The organism is Nonomuraea monospora (assembly GCF_039531895.1).
GTDB classification, from domain to species: domain Bacteria; phylum Actinomycetota; class Actinomycetes; order Streptosporangiales; family Streptosporangiaceae; genus Nonomuraea; species Nonomuraea monospora.
Window position 1 is genome coordinate 231206 of record NZ_BAAAQX010000004.1, and the last position, 17852, is coordinate 249057.

The 17852-nt window shown below is 73.6% G+C and carries 14 protein-coding genes; 7 read left to right on the forward strand and 7 right to left on the reverse strand.

From position 1 onward, the window contains the following. The first annotated feature begins 50 nt into the window (after positions 1-50). From ABD331_RS10060 to ABD331_RS10080, 5 genes are all read left to right on the forward strand, one after another. A complete protein-coding gene (locus ABD331_RS10060; RefSeq protein ID WP_344472925.1) occupies positions 51-1004 on the forward strand; it encodes an LLM class flavin-dependent oxidoreductase in 954 nt (317 codons plus the stop codon). A gap of 92 nt (positions 1005-1096) precedes the next feature. Further along, positions 1097-1909, forward strand: coding sequence for a TauD/TfdA family dioxygenase (locus ABD331_RS10065; RefSeq protein ID WP_344472927.1), 813 nt, complete (start codon positions 1097-1099; stop codon positions 1907-1909). Between the two features lie 23 nt (positions 1910-1932). Continuing rightward, on the forward strand, positions 1933-3492 hold the full coding sequence (locus ABD331_RS10070; RefSeq protein ID WP_344472930.1) for a pyridoxal phosphate-dependent aminotransferase: 1560 nt from the start codon (positions 1933-1935) through the stop codon (positions 3490-3492). 4 nt (positions 3493-3496) lie between these two features. Then, a complete protein-coding gene (locus ABD331_RS10075; protein WP_344472932.1) occupies positions 3497-4276 on the forward strand; it encodes a BtpA/SgcQ family protein in 780 nt (259 codons plus the stop codon). Then, the gene (locus ABD331_RS10080) at positions 4273-5352 is read left to right on the forward strand and encodes an SIS domain-containing protein (protein WP_344472934.1); all 1080 of its coding nucleotides are present in this window, start codon (positions 4273-4275) and stop codon (positions 5350-5352) included. The genes ABD331_RS10075 and ABD331_RS10080 overlap by 4 nt, the downstream gene beginning before the upstream one ends. Before the next feature lie 82 nt (positions 5353-5434). Here ABD331_RS10080 and ABD331_RS10085 read toward each other — a convergent pair whose 3' ends face one another. Further along, positions 5435-6826: an aldehyde dehydrogenase family protein gene (locus tag ABD331_RS10085; RefSeq protein ID WP_344472936.1), complete on the reverse strand. Its 1392-nt coding sequence runs from the start codon at positions 6824-6826 to the stop codon at positions 5435-5437. Positions 6827-6935: 109 nt separating this feature from the next. On the opposite strand from ABD331_RS10085, the gene ABD331_RS10090 reads away from it, so the two are divergent. Together ABD331_RS10090 and ABD331_RS10095 are read left to right on the forward strand one after the other, a co-directional pair. Continuing rightward, positions 6936-8876: a non-ribosomal peptide synthetase gene (locus ABD331_RS10090; RefSeq protein WP_344472938.1), complete on the forward strand. Its 1941-nt coding sequence runs from the start codon at positions 6936-6938 to the stop codon at positions 8874-8876. Continuing rightward, complete coding sequence (locus ABD331_RS10095) at positions 8876-10711, forward strand: hypothetical protein (RefSeq protein ID WP_344472939.1); 1836 nt, start codon at positions 8876-8878, stop codon at positions 10709-10711. The genes ABD331_RS10090 and ABD331_RS10095 overlap by 1 nt, the downstream gene beginning before the upstream one ends. Before the next feature lie 50 nt (positions 10712-10761). Here ABD331_RS10095 and ABD331_RS10100 read toward each other — a convergent pair whose 3' ends face one another. Genes ABD331_RS10100 through ABD331_RS10125 form a run of 6 tightly spaced genes read right to left on the reverse strand, consistent with a single transcriptional unit; the run spans position 10762 to position 17744 of the window. Beyond that, a complete protein-coding gene (locus tag ABD331_RS10100) occupies positions 10762-12336 on the reverse strand; it encodes a condensation domain-containing protein (RefSeq protein ID WP_344472940.1) in 1575 nt (524 codons plus the stop codon). Further along, the gene (locus ABD331_RS10105; protein ID WP_344472941.1) at positions 12333-13778 is read right to left on the reverse strand and encodes an AMP-binding protein; all 1446 of its coding nucleotides are present in this window, start codon (positions 13776-13778) and stop codon (positions 12333-12335) included. The genes ABD331_RS10100 and ABD331_RS10105 overlap by 4 nt, the downstream gene beginning before the upstream one ends. A 13-nt stretch (positions 13779-13791) precedes the next feature. Next, positions 13792-15033, reverse strand: coding sequence for an MFS transporter (locus tag ABD331_RS10110; RefSeq protein WP_344472943.1), 1242 nt, complete (start codon positions 15031-15033; stop codon positions 13792-13794). Next, the gene (locus tag ABD331_RS10115; protein WP_344472945.1) at positions 15030-16361 is read right to left on the reverse strand and encodes an ATP-grasp domain-containing protein; all 1332 of its coding nucleotides are present in this window, start codon (positions 16359-16361) and stop codon (positions 15030-15032) included. Before ABD331_RS10115 ends, ABD331_RS10110 begins: the two co-directional genes overlap by 4 nt. A gap of 14 nt (positions 16362-16375) precedes the next feature. Continuing rightward, on the reverse strand, positions 16376-16600 hold the full coding sequence (locus ABD331_RS10120) for a phosphopantetheine-binding protein (RefSeq protein WP_344472947.1): 225 nt from the start codon (positions 16598-16600) through the stop codon (positions 16376-16378). A 28-nt stretch (positions 16601-16628) separates the two neighbouring features. Then, a complete protein-coding gene (locus ABD331_RS10125) occupies positions 16629-17744 on the reverse strand; it encodes a hypothetical protein (protein ID WP_344472948.1) in 1116 nt (371 codons plus the stop codon). Positions 17745-17852: the final 108 nt, after the last annotated feature.

The window sequence follows — 17852 nt, forward strand, 5'->3', positions numbered from 1 at the left end:
GTGTGTGACACATTGGACCACCCCCGCCCGAACGAGATCAATGGGGAGTCATGCTCCGATTCGGCGTTCACTCCGGCCAGCAGTACAGCACCTTCGAGGAGTGTCTGGGCCTCTGGCAGCGCGCGGAGGAACTGGGCTTCGACTGGGTTTCGCTGTTCGACCACTACCGGCCGCCGCTCGGCGGGCCCGACGGCCCCTGCTTCGACGGCCCCGCGCTGCTGGCCGCGCTCGCGGCCAGGACGAGCAGGGTGCGCTGCGCGCTGCTGGTGTCCGCGGTCACCTGGCGGCACCCGGCGGTGGCCGCCGCCGCAGCCGCCACCATCGACCACATCTCGTCGGGCCGGCTGGAGTTCGGCGTCGGGGCGGGCGGCCCCGACCTCGGCTACGAGCAGTTCGGCCTGCCCTTCCCCGACTCCGGCACCCGCCTGACCATGCTGGAGGAGTACTGCGGGATCCTGCGCAGGCTGTGGGACGGCGAGCGGGTCACCTTCCACGGCGAGCACTACCGGCTGACCGACGCCTACCTGCGCCCGCGCCCGCTGCAGCGGCGGCTGCCGCTGGTGATCGGCGGCGGCGGCGAGCGGCGCACGCTGCGCGTCGTGGCCAGGCACGCCGACGTCTGGAACACCCTGGCCGGCGACCTGGACGGCTACCGCCGCAAGGTCGGCCTGCTGGCCGGCTACTGCGCCGAGGAGGGCCGCCGGCCCGCGGAGATCCGCCAGTCGATCACGTTCAGGGCGGTGCTCGCGCCGACCCCCGAGGAGGCCGGGCGGCGCCGCGCGGAGCGGCTCGCCCTGCTCCCGCCCGGCTCCCCCGACCTCGCCGAATATCTGACTTTCGGCACCCCCGAACAATGCGTCACCGACCTGCTGGCCTATGCGGAGGTGGGCGTACGGGATTTCCTGCTCGGCTGCCGCCCGCCGCTCGACTGGCAGACGATCGAGCTTTTCGCGACTCGCGTCGTGCCAGAACTCCGGGCGAGAGCGCACGCCACAAGAAGTTAGGGGCTGGCGCTCCGGATAGCATGCACTCGGGTTCACGGGGAGTGTGAGTTATGCATCATGGTGCATTCACAGAGAATTCAACCGACCAGCATGTGACCTCCAGAGAAAAGCTGCTCGACGGCGGCGGCATTCTTCCGCCGCCCGCCACACCGATAATCCACGCGACGGCCGCCGCGTTTCTCGACGGCCCGGTGCGCGACGCGTTGAAATGCCTGGCCTCGACCGGCTGCGCCGTCGTGCAACTGGACGAGCCGCTGCCCGCCCGGCGGTTCCTGGCCTTCGGCGCGCTGCTCGGCGAGGCGATGCCGGAGAAGGACCCGGCCGTCCTGCCGTACGTCGAGGAGGAGGTCATCCTCAACCTCCGCCGCGAGCACGCGACCACCGCCGACGTGTCCCTGCAGCCTTTCGCGACGAACTCCCTGTCGCTGCACACGGAGAGCAGCGGCAGGAAGGCTGCCGAACAACCGCGCTACATCGTCCTGATGTGCGTCGCCCCCGGGCACGACCCGACGGCCTCGCAGACGGTGCTGGTGCCCATGGCCGCCGTGGAGAGCAGGATCGGGCCGCAGGCGGCGGCGACGCTGCGCGTGACCCGGTACCGCCACAGCGCCGAAGGCCCGCACCTCCTGCGCACGGTGGACGGCCGGCCGGTCTTCTCCTTCCGCGACTTCCTCTCCCAGACCCTGCAGTGGACCCATCTGGGGCAGGACGCGGACGACGTCAACCGGGCCGTGCTCAGCCTGCTGGCCGCCATGTACGGCACATCCGCCACGGGCGTCCACTGGGCCAGGGGCATGATCGTCGTGATCGACAACACCTTCTTCTTCCACGGGCGTACCGCGAGCCCGCCGGCGGCCGCGGCCTCCGCTGCCCCGCGCCATCTCAAGCGGCTGCGCATCATGTGATCGCCGAGCCTCAAGGACACGCCATGCGGTTATTCGAGTCCGTACGTCCGGCCCGCCTTCCCGCGGTCCCCGGAGCGCCTGCCTCCTTCGCCGGCCGCGACGGCTTCGCCGACGGTTTCGTGCCCGCCGTCGACGACCGGATGCTCGACGTCTACGCCCGCGCCCGCAACCCGGAGGACCCGCTGGAGCTGCGCGACCTGTGGCTCGGCCGGGTGGAGTGCGAGCTGGGCGCGCGGGCGCTGCGCGCGGGGCAGGCCGAGCGGTGGCGTTCGGCCACCGTGCTGCGCACGGTCGAGCCCGCTGACGTGCTCGGCTCCCGGGCCACGGTGCGCTTCGTCAAGGAGCTGTTCAACTGGTACTTCCGCGACGACCTCTACGGCGAGCTGCGCCCGCAGGCCACCCACATCCTGTCCGGCGGTTCCATCGACGAGCAGGCGTGGGGTCTGCCGCAGACGCTGAAGGACTGCGTCCGCTTCGCCCTCGACATGGACTGGTACGGCTACTCCGACTCCCGTGGCCGCCTCCCGGTGCGCGAGGCCGTCGCCGAGTACGAGAACGCCCGCATGGAGACCCCCGCCTACGGCGCCGGGAACGTGGCGATCACCCTGGGCGGCACCTTCGCGGTCAGCTCGCTGGCCGACTTCGTCCTGCACGACGCCCCGCCAACCGGCTCGCCCGCGCTGTGCGCCATCCCCAACTACCCGCCGCTCGTCGAGACCGTGGCCCGCCGGTCGCAGGTGCGGCTGGTGCCGCTGCCCTCGCTGGACGGGCGCACCTCGCTGCAGCCGCTCATCGACGCGCTGACCCCGGACACCCCGATGGTGCTGCTGCAGACGGTGGGCAACCCGACCGGCGCCGCCGTCGAGGAGGCCGACCTGGCCCGGCTGATCAGGGCCGCCTCCCCGTCCACCATGATCGTGCTGGACGAGTGCCACGAATGGCTCGGCCCGGCACGGCCCTGCTCGGCCCTCCGGGCCGCGCCGAACGTCATCCGCGTCTCCAGCCTGTCGAAGACCTGGTCGGCGCCGGGACTGAAGGTGGGCTGGCTGCTGGCGGACGAGCGGTTCGTGGCCGACTACTACGAGTACGCCTCCACCACGTTCGGCGGCCCGCCGTCGTTCTTCTACACGATCGTCGAAGTGCTGGCCAGGATGGAGCGCTGGCTGCTGACCGGCCTCGTCACGCCCACCGCCGCCGAGGTCGGCGAGTTCGAGCCGGCCTACGGCATGCGGCTCGGCCCGCTCATCGCCGCCTACCGCTCCTACCGGGACGAACGGCTGCGCCGCGAGGCGGGCCTGACGGCACTGCGCGGCCAGGCCAGCAGCGTGCTCGCGCGGATCCCCGCCCGGGTGCTGGAGCCGCGCTACTCCATCAACACCATGGTCGAGTTCACCGGCTGGGACGACTCCTACCGCTGCTTCCGCGACCTGCTGCGCGACAGCGGCGTGTCGGTCTTCCCCGGCATCCTCACCTTCTGCTTCTCCGGCGGCGTCGTCCGCATCACCAGCTCGCGCCGCGAGCAGGACCTGCGGGCCGCGCTCGACCGGCTGGAGTCCGCCTTCACCCTGGCCTCGCCACGGTGACGCCATGTCGAAGCTGATCATCGGCATGGTGCACCTCAAGCCGCTGCCCGGCACCCCGTACTACGAGGAGGGCAGCTTCCAGCGCACCCTCGACACCGCCGTCGAGTCCGCCCGCGCCCTGTTCAACGGCGGCGCGGACGGCTGCCTGGTGCAGACCGTGGAGCGGGTCTACCGGGTGGACGACGAGTCGGACGCGGCCAGGACCGCCGCCATGGCCCTCGTCGTGAACGCGATCGTGCAGGCGGCCGGGCCCGGCTTCCAGGTGGGCGTCCAGCTCATGCGCAACGCGCTCAGGGCGTCGCTCGCCGTCGCCACCGTCACCGGCGCCTCCTTCATCAGGGCGGGCGCGCTGGTCGGCGCGACACTCACCGAGCACGGCCTGGTGACGGCCGACCCGATCGGCGTCATCGAGTACCGGCACCGCGTCGGGGCGCGGGGCGTCCGGGTGCTCGCCGACGTCGACTCCAGCCATTTCACCTGGTACGGCGGCGACAAGCCGACGTCCGAGGTGGCCAGGGCGGCCGTGAAGGTGGGCGCCGACGCGGTGGTGCTCGGTCACGCCGACGAGCGCAGGACCACGAAGCTGATCGCCTCCGTCCGCGCCGCCGTGCCCGACGTGCCGATCATCCTGGCCGGGCACACCGACCACGCCAACGCTGCCCGGCTGCTGGCTCAGGCCGACGGTGCGTTCGTGGGGAGTTGCCTGGAGCGGGGTGGCTTCGGCGGCAGCGTGGACGTGGAGCTGGTCCGGCAGTACGTCGAGATCGTCAGGGGGATCAAGTGAACCCCGACGTTCTTGTCCGGCAGGCTGAGCGGCTCGCCGACGACCTGCGGGAGCGGGCCGGTGTGTTCGCGCGGCGGGCCTTTGAGGTGCTGGGCTCGGCGGAGGTCGGTGCCGTCGAGCGGGTCTGGCTGGTGGGTGACGGTGACTCCTATCACGCCTCTTGCGCGGCCGAGCTTGCCTTCGCCTCTCTCGGTGGGGTGGCGTGCCGGCCTTCCGGCGCCTTCCGGTTCGCGGCCTACGACGCACCATGGGCGCACTGGCCCGGCGGCGGGCAGACGCCTGGTGGGGAGCGAACTCCCGGTGGAGGGCGGACGCTGGTGGTTGCGGCGACCGCGTCAGGGCGGACGCCCGCTGTGCTGACCGCGCTCGAACGGGCCGCCGCCGACGGTGCGCTCACCCTGGTCGTGACCGGCACGGACGGCTCGCCGGTGACGGAGGTTGCCGAGCGGGTCCTGCTGGTGGACCTGCCCGGGCTGGAGCCGTCGCCGGGGGTGCGGACGTACCAGGCAAGCCTGCTGGGCCTGACGCTGATCGCGATGCGGCTGGGCGGGGCCGAGGCGCTGCACGCCGAGTTCGGCCCGCTCGCCGACGCGGTGGCCGCGACGCACCGGGCCACCGGCGTACGCGCCCGGGAGGAGGCCGCGTACCTGGCCGGGCACGCGTCCGCCGTCGTCCTGGGCAGCGGGCCGAGTCACGGCACGGCCATGTTCGCGGCGGCCAAGCTGGTGGAGTCGGCCGGGCTGTTCGCCCTGGGCCAGGACCTGGAGGAGTGGGCGCACGTCGAGCGGTGGGCCTACCCGCGCGACATGCCGGTGTACGTGCTCGCCCCGCCCGGCCGCTCCCGGCCGCACGCGGGCCGGATCGCCGCGCGGGCCCGCGAGCTGGGCAGGCACGTCGTCGTCGTGGCGGACGACGGCGACGCGGAGGCGGCGGCGTACCCCACGTTCCCGGTGGCGGGACGGGTGCGCGAGGAGCTGTCCCCGTTCCTGTACCACCTGTTCGGCGTGCACCTGGCGGCGCGGGTGACGGAACGGCTGGGCAGACACCCGTTCCAACGCGACGAGGCCCGCACATGACCTCCCAGCGGGACGAGGCCCGCGTATGACCTCCTACCCCTTCGCAGCGGGACGAGGCCCGCACATGACCTCCTACCTCCGGCTACCCCAGTCGTACGGTGACGGTCTTGGGCCGCTGGTACTCGGCGAGTGCCAGCACGCTCAGGTCGGTGCCGTGCCCGGACTGCCCCCGCCCGCCGTGCGGCAGCTCGGCGGTCTGCTCCAGATGGCAGTTCACCCACACCTCCCCCGCGTTCAACGCGCCCGCCAGGCCGAGCACCGGCCCCACCTCGGCGCCCCAGACGCTGGCCGCCAGCGCCTGGGGCAGCCCGTTGGCCAGCCGCACGGCCTCCTCCAGGTCGCGGGCGGCCTGCACGGTGAGCACGGGCGCGAACACCTCCTCGACGATCGCCGGAGCGCCGGGTTCGAGGTCGGCCAGGACGCGGGCGGGCCGCCAGTAGCCGCCGGACTCGCCGGGCCCGGCCGTGACGGGGCCGGTGTGCTCGACGCCCGCGCCGCTCAGCGCGAGGATGCGGTCGTGCCGGTCGGCCTGGCCGGCGTTGTTCAGCGGGCCGAAGCCGACGCCGGCTGCGCGCGCCGCCATCGCCTCCGCGAGGCGCTCGACGGTCTCCTTGTAGTTGTCGCGCAGGGTGATCACGCGGGCGGGCGCCGCGCAGCTCTGCCCCGCGTTGTACGTCGAGGCCGCGGCCAGCTCGGCGTACGTGTACGCGGGCGCGCCAGGCAGCACCAGCGCAGGGCAGTTGCCGCCCAGTTCCAGGCTCACCCTGCGCACCCCGGCCGCGGCGGCGACGTCGAGCCCGCCCGCCACGCTCCCGGTGAACGCCACCGCGTCCACCTGCGCGCGCACCAGGAGCCTGCCGGTCTCCCTGTCGCCCGGCACGACGGTCAGCATGCCGGCGCCCAGCGTCTCCTCGGCGTGACCGGCCAGCAGCAGGACGCTGTCAGGCGTGGTCTCGGCCGGCTTGAGCACCACGGTGTTGCCCGCCGCCAGGGCGGGCGCGAGCCGCCACATGGCCATGAGCAGCGGATAGTTCCACGGGACCACGGCCGCCACGACGCCCAGCGGCTCCCACCGCACCCAGCTCTCCCGTCCGGGCAGCCGCCTGCCGCCCGCCGGGGCGAGGTCGGCGCGTGCGGCACCGGCGTAGAAGCGCAGCACGTCGGCGCTCGTCGCGACCTCCGCGACAGCGTCGGCCTCCGGCTTGCCGGTGCCCGCCCGCTCGGCCGCGGCGTAGTCGGCGGACCGCTCCTCGATGACCTCCGCCAGGCGCAGCAGGGCTCGGGCCCGCTCGCCCGGCACGTGCGCCGACCAGCGCGGCAGCGCCTCCCGCGCGGCCGACACCGCCTCGGCCACCTCCCGCTCCCTCGCCGGCCGGTACGCCCCGCGCGCCGCGCCCGTCCGCGGATCGGCGACGGTGACGAGTTCCGGCGAAGAATCGACTGCCCGGTCCACGGAAAAGAGATGATCAGTCACAACGGCGATCGTAACGAATGGCGACCGTTCCGACGAGGGCGGAAATTCTCCCGGAGCGTGCGCGCCGGGCGGCAAGCGCCCGCGATATGTACTGCCATCAGGAGTGAGAATGAGCCCGACAATTTCCAGTCTTTTCGAGGAGCAGGTCGCCAGGACGCCCGGCGCTCCTGCGATTCAGCATCCGGACGCGGGTCGCGAGCTGAGTTATCGTGACCTGTCCCGCGAGGCGAACCGCCTGGCCCAGGCGCTGGTCGCGCGCGGCCTGCCGGCGGCCGGCACGGTCGCGGTCTGCCTGCCCCAGGGCGTGGACAGGATCGCCGCGTTCCTCGCCGCGGGAAAGGCCGGCGCCGCCTATGTATCCATGGATCCGGCGCTGCCCAGGGCTCGCCATGAATTCATCGCCGGGGACAGCCGGGCCGATATCGTGATCACCGTCGAAGAGCTGGCCGGACATTTCCCCGGCACACCCGCACTGCTGGTCGACGCCGACCGCGCGGAAATAGCCGCGATGCCACCGGAAGCACCGCCCGCCCGGCCCGCCAACGAGGTGGCCATCATTTATTACACCTCCGGGACGACCGGTACGCCGAAAGGCGTCCTCGCCTCTCACGAAGGCGTCGCGCATTTCCTGCGCAGCCTGCGCGACCCCGCCCTGTCACCGTCGGACCGCATGGCCCAGATCAACAACCCGGCCTTCGACGCCACCACCTTCGAGGTGTACGGGGCGCTCACCAGCGGCGGCTGCCTGGTGATCATCTCCAGGGACCTGCTCACCGACCCCGCCGAGTTCGGCGAGGCGATCAAGCGGCACGGCATCACCACGGCGCTGGTCGCCACGTCGGTGTTCCACGAGATCGCGGCCGGGAACCCGGCCGCCTTCGCCCCGATGCGCGTGCTGGTCGTCGGCGGCGAGGCCCTCGACCCGCGCAGGGCCCGCGACGTGCTCGCCGTGGGGCGGCCCGGCCACCTGCTCAACGCCTACGGCCCCACGGAGACGACCACGTTCGTGACGTGGCACGAGGTCACCGCCGTCGCCGACGACACCCGCTTCATCCCCATCGGGCTGCCGTTGGGGGAGGTCAGGGCGTACGTGCTGGACAAGGACCTGCGGCCCGTCCCGGACGGCGAGGCGGGCGAGCTCTGCCTGGCCGGGCCGTGCCTGGCCCTGGGCTACCTCGGCCGTCCCGAGCTGACCGAGGCCGCCTTCGTGCCCGATCCGGCCGTGCCTGGGGAGCTGATGTACCGGACGGGTGACTTCGCCCGGCGCGGGGCCGGCGGGGTGCTGGAGTTCACCGGGCGGATCGACAGGCAGGTGAAGCTGCGCGGCTACCGCATCGAGCTGGGCGAGATCGAGGCGCAGGTGGTCGCGCATCCGGACGTGGCCGGTGGTGCCGTCATCGTCGAGGGCGAGGGGGACGGCAGGAGGCTGGCGGCGTACGTCGTTCCCGCTCAGGGTGGTGATGGGGACATTCCTGGGCGGCTGCGGGCTTATCTGGCTGAGCGGCTGCCGCTGTGGATGGTGCCCGGGCTGACGGTGCTCGATCGGTTGCCGCTGACGCCCACCGGCAAGCTCGACCGGGCGGCGCTGTCCGCGACCGTCGAGGAGCGGCGCGCCGAGGCCGGACGCACCCACGCGGGCCTGACCGGTGCCGACGCGAGTACGGCCGGACGCGCCCACGCGAGCCTGACCAGCGCGGGCGCGGGGGCAGGGGCTCTGGGCAGCGCGGGCGAGGCGGGATCGGACCAGGTCGGTGGGGCTGGGCTGGATGGGGTGGCGCCGTTGGAGAGCTGGCTGGCGGGCGTCTGGACCGAGCTGACGGGCATCGCCCCCAAGGGCCCCGACGACGACTTCTTCGTCATCGGCGGCCACTCCGTCCTGGTCGGCAGGCTGCGCGCGAGAGTCCGCGCAGTGCTCGGCACGCAACCCCCGCTACGCGACTACTTCCGCAACAGCAGGCTCTCGGAACAGGCCGCGATGCTGCGCCGCCACGACGCCGGCAGGAACCTCGACGCGCTGGTCACCGCGCTCCCCGACAGGCAGGCCCAGTGATGGACGCCACCGTTCTGTGCCGCGACGCCGCCGGCTACGCGACCGCCGCCGCCGACTGGACGCCCGGCCGCCCCTTCCCGCTGCTGGCCTGCCGGGCGCTCGACCGCTACCGGTCGCTGTTCCCTGAGGGCGCGCTGCCCGAGATCGAACGGGCGGAGCGGCCCGGTGTGGTGATGTCCGTCGGCGACGCGGCGGCGGCGGGACGCATGCTGGCCGCCGCCACCGGCCGCGAGCACCACCAGGTCGAGCCCGAGCACCTGCTCAAGCGGCTGGCCGGGCACGCGGGCGAGCTGGTCGCCGTGGTGGGCCTGGCGGAGGACCTCACGGCGGCCGGCGACTGGCCGGGCGCGACCGGCGCGAGCGTCGGCGTGCTGACCGCCCGCGACTTGCCGTCCCTGGCCTGCCTGGTCTACCGGAGCCTGACGGTCGGCGCGGTCGGCGAGGACCGCGTCTTCATCGCCTCCCACCCCATGCTGGAGGACTCGGAGTCGGCCGACACCGTCGAGTTCGCCGGCCTCGACGTGGTCCGCGAGCGCAGGCTCAAGGTCGTGGTGGTGCGCAGCCTCGGCAAGGAGTGCTGCGTGGGGCTGCCCGACGGCATCATCTGCGGGCGCTCCGACCCGATCGACGGCCCGCTGCCGCCCTTCGAGCCGCACTACCGGCACATGCCCTGCATGAAGGGCGAAGGCTGCCACCGCGCCGACCTCACCGAGGACCAGCGGCTGCCCGCCGCCGACGTGCACGCCACCGTCGTCTTCACGCACAGCTGCGGATCCATCGGCGTCGGCGCCAACATCTACCCCAACCACATCGCCCTCGCCCTGGGGTTCATGGAGGGGACGGCCGTGGCGGTGGTCGGCGCCATGGGGGTGCACATCGTGCAGCGCAGCGCCCAGGCCGAGTTCGAGTCGGCGCTGGCCGACGGGCTGCCGCTGGGCCGCGTCGTCGAGCGGCTGGCCGGGCGCGTCCACCCCATCAACGGCTACCTCAACCGGTTCGGCCTGCTCGGCGACCCCGGCCTGGTCGTGCCGTGGCCGGACGGGCGCGCCGCCCTCAGGAGCACGCCGGCTCCGCGCGCCGACGAGGTCGTCGTGCGCCGCCTGTCCCAGCTCCACAACGTCATCCTGCCGCGCCTGGAACGGCTGCCCTGGCTGGAGCCCGTCGTGGACGCCGCCGAGATCGCCGGCCTGCGCGACCAGGTGCGCGACCTGTCGGCCGACCTGCTCGCGCCCGGCCTGGCCGGCCAGGTCACCCGGCTGGAGAACGAGATCGCCGACTTCCAGGTGCGGACCGTCCGCGACGTGGCCGCCGCCATCTACGTCTCCGGCTGGAACTACGGCGGCCCCGCACTCGACGGCCTCCGCCAGGTCGCCCAGCGCGACGAGACCTGCCCGAGCTGCCTGCGCGACACCGCCGTGCTGGTCACCCTGCGGCACGTCGTCCACGACGGGCTCACCGTGCGGACGCTGCAGTGCCGCAGGTGCGGCGACATCTGGTGGACCAGCGAGAGCGGGGAGCCCACCGTGGTGCTGCACGGGCCGGTGGACGTGGACGCCGTACGCGGCACCGTCGCCCGGCCTGCCCGGCAGATCCGCAACGGGGGTGGTGAGACGTTGCGCGGGGGGATCGGGTTCGCGTTCGCGCTGCGCAAGCGGTTCGGGTTGCCGCCCGAGACCTGCTCGCCCGTCACGGTCGCGCCGTACGGGACGGTCACGTACACGGCGGAGACCGATCTGGTCGCGTACCGTCCCAGGCCTGACGTGCACACCTCCGTCTTCGTCGCGGTGCTCAACGGGCACTACGTCGCCTCGGCCATGATGCTGCGCCTGTCCTGACGGGCGCCACCGGCGCGTCGCCCGTCAGAACAGGCGCCCGATGTGGCGGCTCACGGGGCGCGCAGGCCGGTCAGCAGGTCCGCCACCTCGCTGACCACCGCGCGCCCCGACCGTTCGTCCACGACGTCCTCCCGCCACCGGGCGGCCACCGACCAGCCGCCGTCCGGCTGCGGCTCCACCTCCACGACCAGCGGCGCGCTCGCGCGGGGCGCGCGCACCCGCACCGGATCGACGACGATCCCCGTGCCGCCGAACGTCCCCGCCTCCAGCGGAGCCTGCAAGGCGACCATCACCTCGTACAGGGGTGGGCGGGCGGCTCCGGGGCGCAGGGAGCGGACGAGCCTGTCGTACGGGGTGCGCGCGTGGCGCAGGGCGCGCAACGTCAGGCGGGCCGTCTCCTCGACGCGGTCCTCCGGACGGCCGTCCCGCACCGAGTCGAACGGCAGCACGACGGGGTTGACGAAGCAGCCGATGACCGAGTTGAACACGCTCTCGAAGCGGCCCGACGCGATCGTGGCCAGGTTCAGCCGGTCGGCGCCGAAGACGCGGCCCAGCGCGCGGGCCGTCCCGTACAGGACGCTCGCCAGCGGGACGGCTCCTCGCGCGCGCACCGCCGCCGACAGCTCGCCGACGGTTCCCGGGTCGAGCGTGATCTCGTGCTCGTGGCGCGGGGCCTGGTCGGGGGGTGTGGGGAGCAGGGGTGGGGGATCCGTGGCGAGCAGGTCGCGCCAGAACGGGAGGTCTCGGGACGCCCAGTGCTCCACCATGTCGTGCTCCCACTGCGCGTAATGGTGGTAACCGGGCACGGGCGGCCAGCCGGGGGCCCGGCCTTCGGTGCGGGCGGCGTAGGCGGTGCCGAGGTCTTCGAGGAGGATCAGCTCTGAGCGGCCGTCGAAGACGATGTGGTGCATGCTCAGGCAGAGCAGCCAGGAGTCTGGGCTCAGTTGCGTGAGGCGTGCCCGGAGTGGGGGGTGTTCCTCCAGGTCGAAGGGCTGGTCCCACCAGTCGGCGCAGAGGTCGGCGGCGGGGCGGGGGCTGGTCAGCGGTAACGGCGGGCGGTTCGGGGCAAGCACGCGCTGGAGTGGCGCGCCTTCGTCGTCCCAGTAGTGGATGGTGCGCAGGATCGGGTGCCGTTCCACCACATCGCCGTAAGCGATGGTCAGGGCTTCGGGGTCGAGGGGGCCCGACAGCCGGTACGCGAGGATGACGTGGTTGTCGTCCTGGCCGGGGGCGAGCGTCTCGTCGAGGAGGAAGCGCTGCTGGCCGTGGGACAGGGGGACGGGCACCCCCGCGCTCCCGCCCGGGATCCAGGAAGCGGCCCGTTCCACCAGCTCGGGCAGGGAGCCGCCGCGGAGGACGTCGGGCACGCGCACGTCGGTGCCCAGCCGAACCGACAGCCGCATGGCCAGCCGCAACGCCTGCTCCGGTGTCAGCCTCGCGAGGTCCAGCCCACCGGCCCCGAGCCGCCACCGACCGGCCAGCTCACCCAGCTCCGCCACCAGCGCCGCGGGCTCCAAAGCCGATCCCGCCGCACCCCACCCCGCCTCACTCAGCCCGGCCGCACTCAGCCCCGCCGCACTCAGCCCGGCCACACTCGGCCCGGCCACATCCCGTCCCGCCGTCACCGTGCCTCCTCGGCCAGCCTCGCCCGGTCGAGCTTGCCGTTGGCGGTCAGCGGCAGCGCGTCCACCCGCCGCCACGCGACCGGCACCATGTAGTCGGGCACCCTGGCCCCCACATGCCTCCTCAGCTCGGCAGACCCGACCTCCTCCCCCACGTACACGGCGACGAGCTGCGCGTCCACCACGACCACGGCCACCTCCTTCACCCCGTCATGAGCCCGCGCCGCCGCCTCCACCTCGTCCGGTTCCACCCGGTACCCGCGCAACTTGACCTGCCGATCCACCCGCCCCAGGTGGACCAGCTCGCCGCCCTCCCACCGCACCCGATCCCCCGTGCGATACCAGTCGGCGGCCTCCGGAAGATCCACCTGCTCGCAGGGCCGCCCGTCGCCCCGCAGGAACCGCCCGGCGTTGTCCGCCGGATCGACGTACCCCGAGAAGCGCTGCCCGCCGCGTACGCACAGCTCGCCGGTGTCGAGCACCAGCGAGTCGAGATGCGGGTAGACCCGGCCGATGGGCACCGTGCCGTTGCTGGTGGGGATCCAGTCGGCCGGATCGGCGGGCAGCCGGTGGTTCGCGCACACGCCGGCCAGCTCGGTGGGCCCGTAGTTGTTCTCGATGACGTTCGTGCCGACCGCGCGCCGCCAGGCGGTCGCGGCGGCGTAGCTGAGCTGCTCGCCGCTGAACATGCTCCACCGCAGGTCGGGCAGGCAGCCGTCGGTGAGGGTACGGGTGCGCCGCGCCAGGGTGATGATGGACGGCACGGTGTCGAGGTGGGAGATGCGCTGCTCGCGCAGGAACCGTACGGGGCTCAGCCAGGTGCGCTGCCCGGCCACGACGAGCGTCGCCCCGGTGGCCCAGGTCGCGAGGAGCTCGAACACGGACGCGTCGAACGTCAGCTCGGCCGCCTGGGCGACGCGGTCCCCTGGCCCCAGCTCGTACAGGGGGCAGACGTGGCCGAGGTAGTGCGCGAGCGCCCGGTGCGTGATCGGCACGCCCTTGGGGGTGCCCGTGGAGCCTGAGGTGTAGATGACGTAGGCGTCATCGTCCAGGCGGGGGCTGGGGGCGGGGGTCCGGGTACCCTCCGTGGGGATCGTCAGGACGGGCGCTCCCAGGTCCACGGGCGGTCCGTCGAGCAGCACCACGTCGGGTTGGGCGGCGCGCACCACGTCGCGGATCCGGGCGTCCGGCCAGCGCGGGCTCAGGGGCAGCACCGCGCCGCCCGCCCGCAGCACGCCGAGGTAGGCGGCGTAGGTGAGTACGGACCTGTCGCCGCGTAGCGCGACCCTGCGGGTGCCCTTGAGCAGGGGCGCCACGTGGCCGCTGACCACGGCGGACAGGTCCCACAGCTCGCCGTAGGTGAGGTCCCTGTCTGGGAGGCTGATCGCGGTCAGGGAGCGGCAGCGCCCGGCGGTTTCCCCGATCTGGGCGACGATGTCATGCATGGTCCTGCTCCGATCAGTTCGCCGGGGCCGGCTCGGGTTGCGGGGCGCGCAGCTCGCGTACGCTCGGATAGGCGAGGCTGACCAGCCGCGGCAGGGCGACCACGACGGCCATCACGGCCAGCACGACCGCCGCGCTGCCGCCGTCGGCGGCGGCCACGGCGCCCAGCGCGTACCCGACCGGGCGCAGCGCCTGCGAGCTGAGCCAGTCGTAGGACGAGACCTTCGACAGCGCGTCCGGTGGCACGTGCTGCTGCATGGTGGTGATCCAGATCGAGTCGGCGGCCGTCATCCCGGCCCCCGCCAGCGCGATCGCCACGGCCTGTACGGGGGCGGGCACGCCGAGCGCGATCAGGAGCAGCGCGGGGACGAGCAGCAGCTCGGCCAGCCTGGCGACCAGCAGGGGGCGGCTGGGCTGGTAGCCGCCGAGCAGCACGAGGTCGCCGAGCACGTCGCCGACGCCGAGCGCCGCGACGACCAGCGCCCAGCCGAACGCGCCGCCCTGCTCCTGCAAGGCCAGCACCGGCCCGGTGACCAGGAACACGGCGATGGCCACGTGCGTGCAGGCGAAGCAGGTGACGCTGGTCCAGATCCACGGCGTGCGGGTGACCAGCCGGAAGCCGTCGGACAGCTCCTTGAGCAGGCCGCCGCCCGCGCGCGGCGGGGCCGCCGGGACCCTGATCCGGGAGGCGAGGTAGGCGCTGAGCAGGAAGGTGCCGCCGTCCAGGAGCAGCGCCCAGCCCGCGCCGATGGTGGCCGCCAGCGCTCCGGCGATCAGCGGCCCCGCGATGCCGGACAGGCTCCTGGTGATCGACATCAGCGCGTTGGCGCGCTGCAGGTCCTCCTTGGGGACGGTGAACGCGGTCAGCCCGCCGGCGGCCGGCAGGTGGAAGGCCTGCGCGGTGCCGAACAGCACCTGGAGGCCGATCAGCAGCGCCAGGTCGATCTCGCCGGACAGGATCATCGCGCCGAGGCCGAGCTGCACCAGGCCGCGGACCAGGTCCATGCCGGCCATCATCAGGTGGCGGGGCAGCCGGTCCGCCCAGACGCCGCCGATCAGCAGGAACACGACCAGCGGGATCGTGCTCGCGCCGAGCGCGATGCCGGCCGCCGCGCCCGAGCCGGTGACCTGCAGCAGCCCCACCGTGAGCGCGACCAGGCTGAGCATGTTGCCGGTGACGGACACCGAGAAGCCCGCGAACTGGTACCTGAACGCCCGGTGCCGCAACGGCGCCAGCGACTCCTTCCACCGCGTCACCGCTCCGCCCCCATCTCCGCCCCCAATCCCGCACCCATCTCCGCCCCCATTTCCTGTTCGAGCACCCGCAGCAGGCCTGCCACGGCGGCGTCGAGCGCGGGCCGGTCGCCGGCGCGCAGCGTCACGTTGGCCATCCGGAACTGCGTGGCCGACTTGGGCGTGCCGTCCTCGGCCAGCTCGTCCACCGCGCACACACCGGGCAGCCCGCGCAGCTCACGGCGGCGCAGCGAGGTGCGGACCGGCCCCGCCCTGTCGGCGAACGTGGGGAACACGCCGGCCGCCGCGCCGCGCAACGCGGCCGAGCCCGGCTCCGGCACCTCACCGGCCGCCACCCGCAGCGCCATGGCGACCAGGTCGGGCCCGTCGAGCAGGCGGAACAGCCGCGCCGTGTGCCCGGCCAGCCGCCCGTTCACCTCCAGCAGCTCGAACCCGGCCGCCGTGAGCAGCAGCTCCGTGTGCGTCAGCCGGGACCGCACGCCGAGCGCGCCGAGCACCCGCCCGGTGTACTCCTCGGCCGCGCGGCACTGCTCCTCGGGCAGGCAGGACGGGAGGATGTCGCCCTGGACGTTCACGGCGTCGGCGCCCGCGGCCCCCGCGCCCCTGGTCACCGCGACGGGCAGCTTGTCGAGCACGCCAAGGTGCACCCGCCCGTCACGCGTCGAGAGGGTCTCGACCGAGACGAGGCTGCCCAGCCAGCCCGGGCCCGTGGGATGCGGCGCCGGATCGATCCGCGTCTCCAGCATCAGCCCCGCCCAGCCGTGACGCAGGCCGAGCTGCCGCCGCACGTCCCGCTCGTCGTCGAGGAACGCGACGCCCTGGCCGCCGGCCGCCCGCCTGGGCTTGAGCACGCAGGGACGGCCGAGCGCGGCGAACCCTGCCACCAGGTCCTCCGGCCCCTCGACCGGCACGGCCTCCACCTGGGTCAGGCCGTGCTCCTTGAGCAGCCGCCGCTGCACGAGCTTGTCCCACGCATCGGACACGACAGAAGGCACAGCAGAGGACACGGCAGGGGACACGGCAGCGGACGCAGGCGCGGTGACCGCCGCGTGCAGCTCGTCGGCCAGCTCCAGCTCGTCGTCGTGGAACGTGGTCACCCCGCGCAGCCCGAGCGAGGCGACCAGCTCCCCGTACCCCCGCTCGGGCAACAGGTGGCACTCGAAGAACCGCTCCGCCACCCGCATCACGTCCGGATGAGCCGCCGCGACCGCCGCCCTGACCAGCATCACCACCTCGCACACGCCCTGGGAGGCGACGTAGACCTCGCGGAGGTTGGCGGCGCCGTCCGGGCGGTGGCAGACGCCCAGCCTGGGCACGATGGGTTCGGGCATGCCGGCCCGCCCCGCTAGCGGACGCCGGCCGAGCGGGCGCTGTCGAGCAGCGTGCCCAGCCTGCCGTCCACGAAGAACTGCTCAAGCGGCACCTCGACGCCCAGGCGCGACTCGATGCGCTCGATGAGGGTGACCGCGAGCAGGGAGTTGCCGCCCAGCTCGAAGAAGTCGTCGTCCACCGAGGGCGCGTCCACGTCGAGCACATCGCACCATTCGGCCAGAACCACGTCGTCAGCCATGTCCGCGCATCCTCCAGTCACGTAGCGGTCAGGTGAGTCTCACGGCCCAGACGGGGGAGAGCGTGGCGCCCCTGCGCGTCTTGGGCGTCTCGGCGTCGATGCCGAGGTCGATGCCGGTGAGGCGGCGGTCGAGGGCGTACCGGATCGGGGCGTGGATCAGGCTCTCCACGTACGCCTCGTGCCGGTGCGGGGTGTCGTCGGCGACGCCGGTCTCGTAGATCTCCAGCCGCCCGCCGATCGCGCAGCCGAACGTGACGGCCAGGCAGCCGGGCGTGGCGGCGGCGTGCACCGCGAAGGCGATCCGCTCGCCCACCGGTTCGGCCGCCCATTGGGCGAGGCGCGTCCTGAGCAGGCGCGGGTGTTCCTCGAGGCCGTGCCTGCGCTTGACCGCCGCGACCAGGCCCGCGCCGGGGGCGACCGCGTCCCCTGCCGGGATGACGGCGCAGCGCAGCCCGGCCTCGGCCGCCGCCCGGCGGTCCTTGAGTACGGTCCTGCGCTGACTGGCGGTGAGCGCCGCGAGGAACCGTTCTTCGCCGGGCGGGACGGCGAGCGTGGAGAGCTGTCCGATCCGCTCCCGCCGCAGGTCGTCGCCGTCCGGCGGGAAGGCCGCGAGTTCGCCGTCCGGGACGAAGGCGGCAGGCTCGCCGTCCGGGGTGAAGGCGGCGAGTTCGTCGTCGCGCACGTAGACGGCCGCCGCGACCAGGCCGCGGTGCTCCGCCTCGGCCCGCGCCCGCGCCACGAGCGCCCGCCGCACCTCCTCCGCCTGCCCCGCCGTGAGATCGGCGCTGGTCACGGCCCCCGCCACCAGGTCGGCGCAGCCTCCGACGAAGAGGTACGCCCGCGCGTCCCCGACCTCGCCGAACAGCCGCGGCGCCAGCACGGCGGGGTCGAACACGGCACTCGGCACGGCCCGGCTCTTGACCCGCTGCACGGGCAGCAGCCCCAGGACGACGCCGCCCTCCCCGAGGGCCAGCACGACCGACGTCTCCCAGGAGGCGGAGAGGTAGTGGCGACCGGCCCTGCCGGGCATCAGGCTCACGGAGGCCGCGTGCCACTCCCGGCCGGACAGCCCGGCGGGCAGATCATCGACCCCGATCAGCTCGGTCGTGACGGCAAGCGCCTCGTGCACCGATAGTTTCGTCATCCGCCGCCACCTGGCCCCCGCCGTCCCACGGAAAACCTCGCCACTCGGGGAACCTAAACCACCGCCCGCGCCCGGAACGACTCATATCGTGCGGTCATTGCTCAGCAG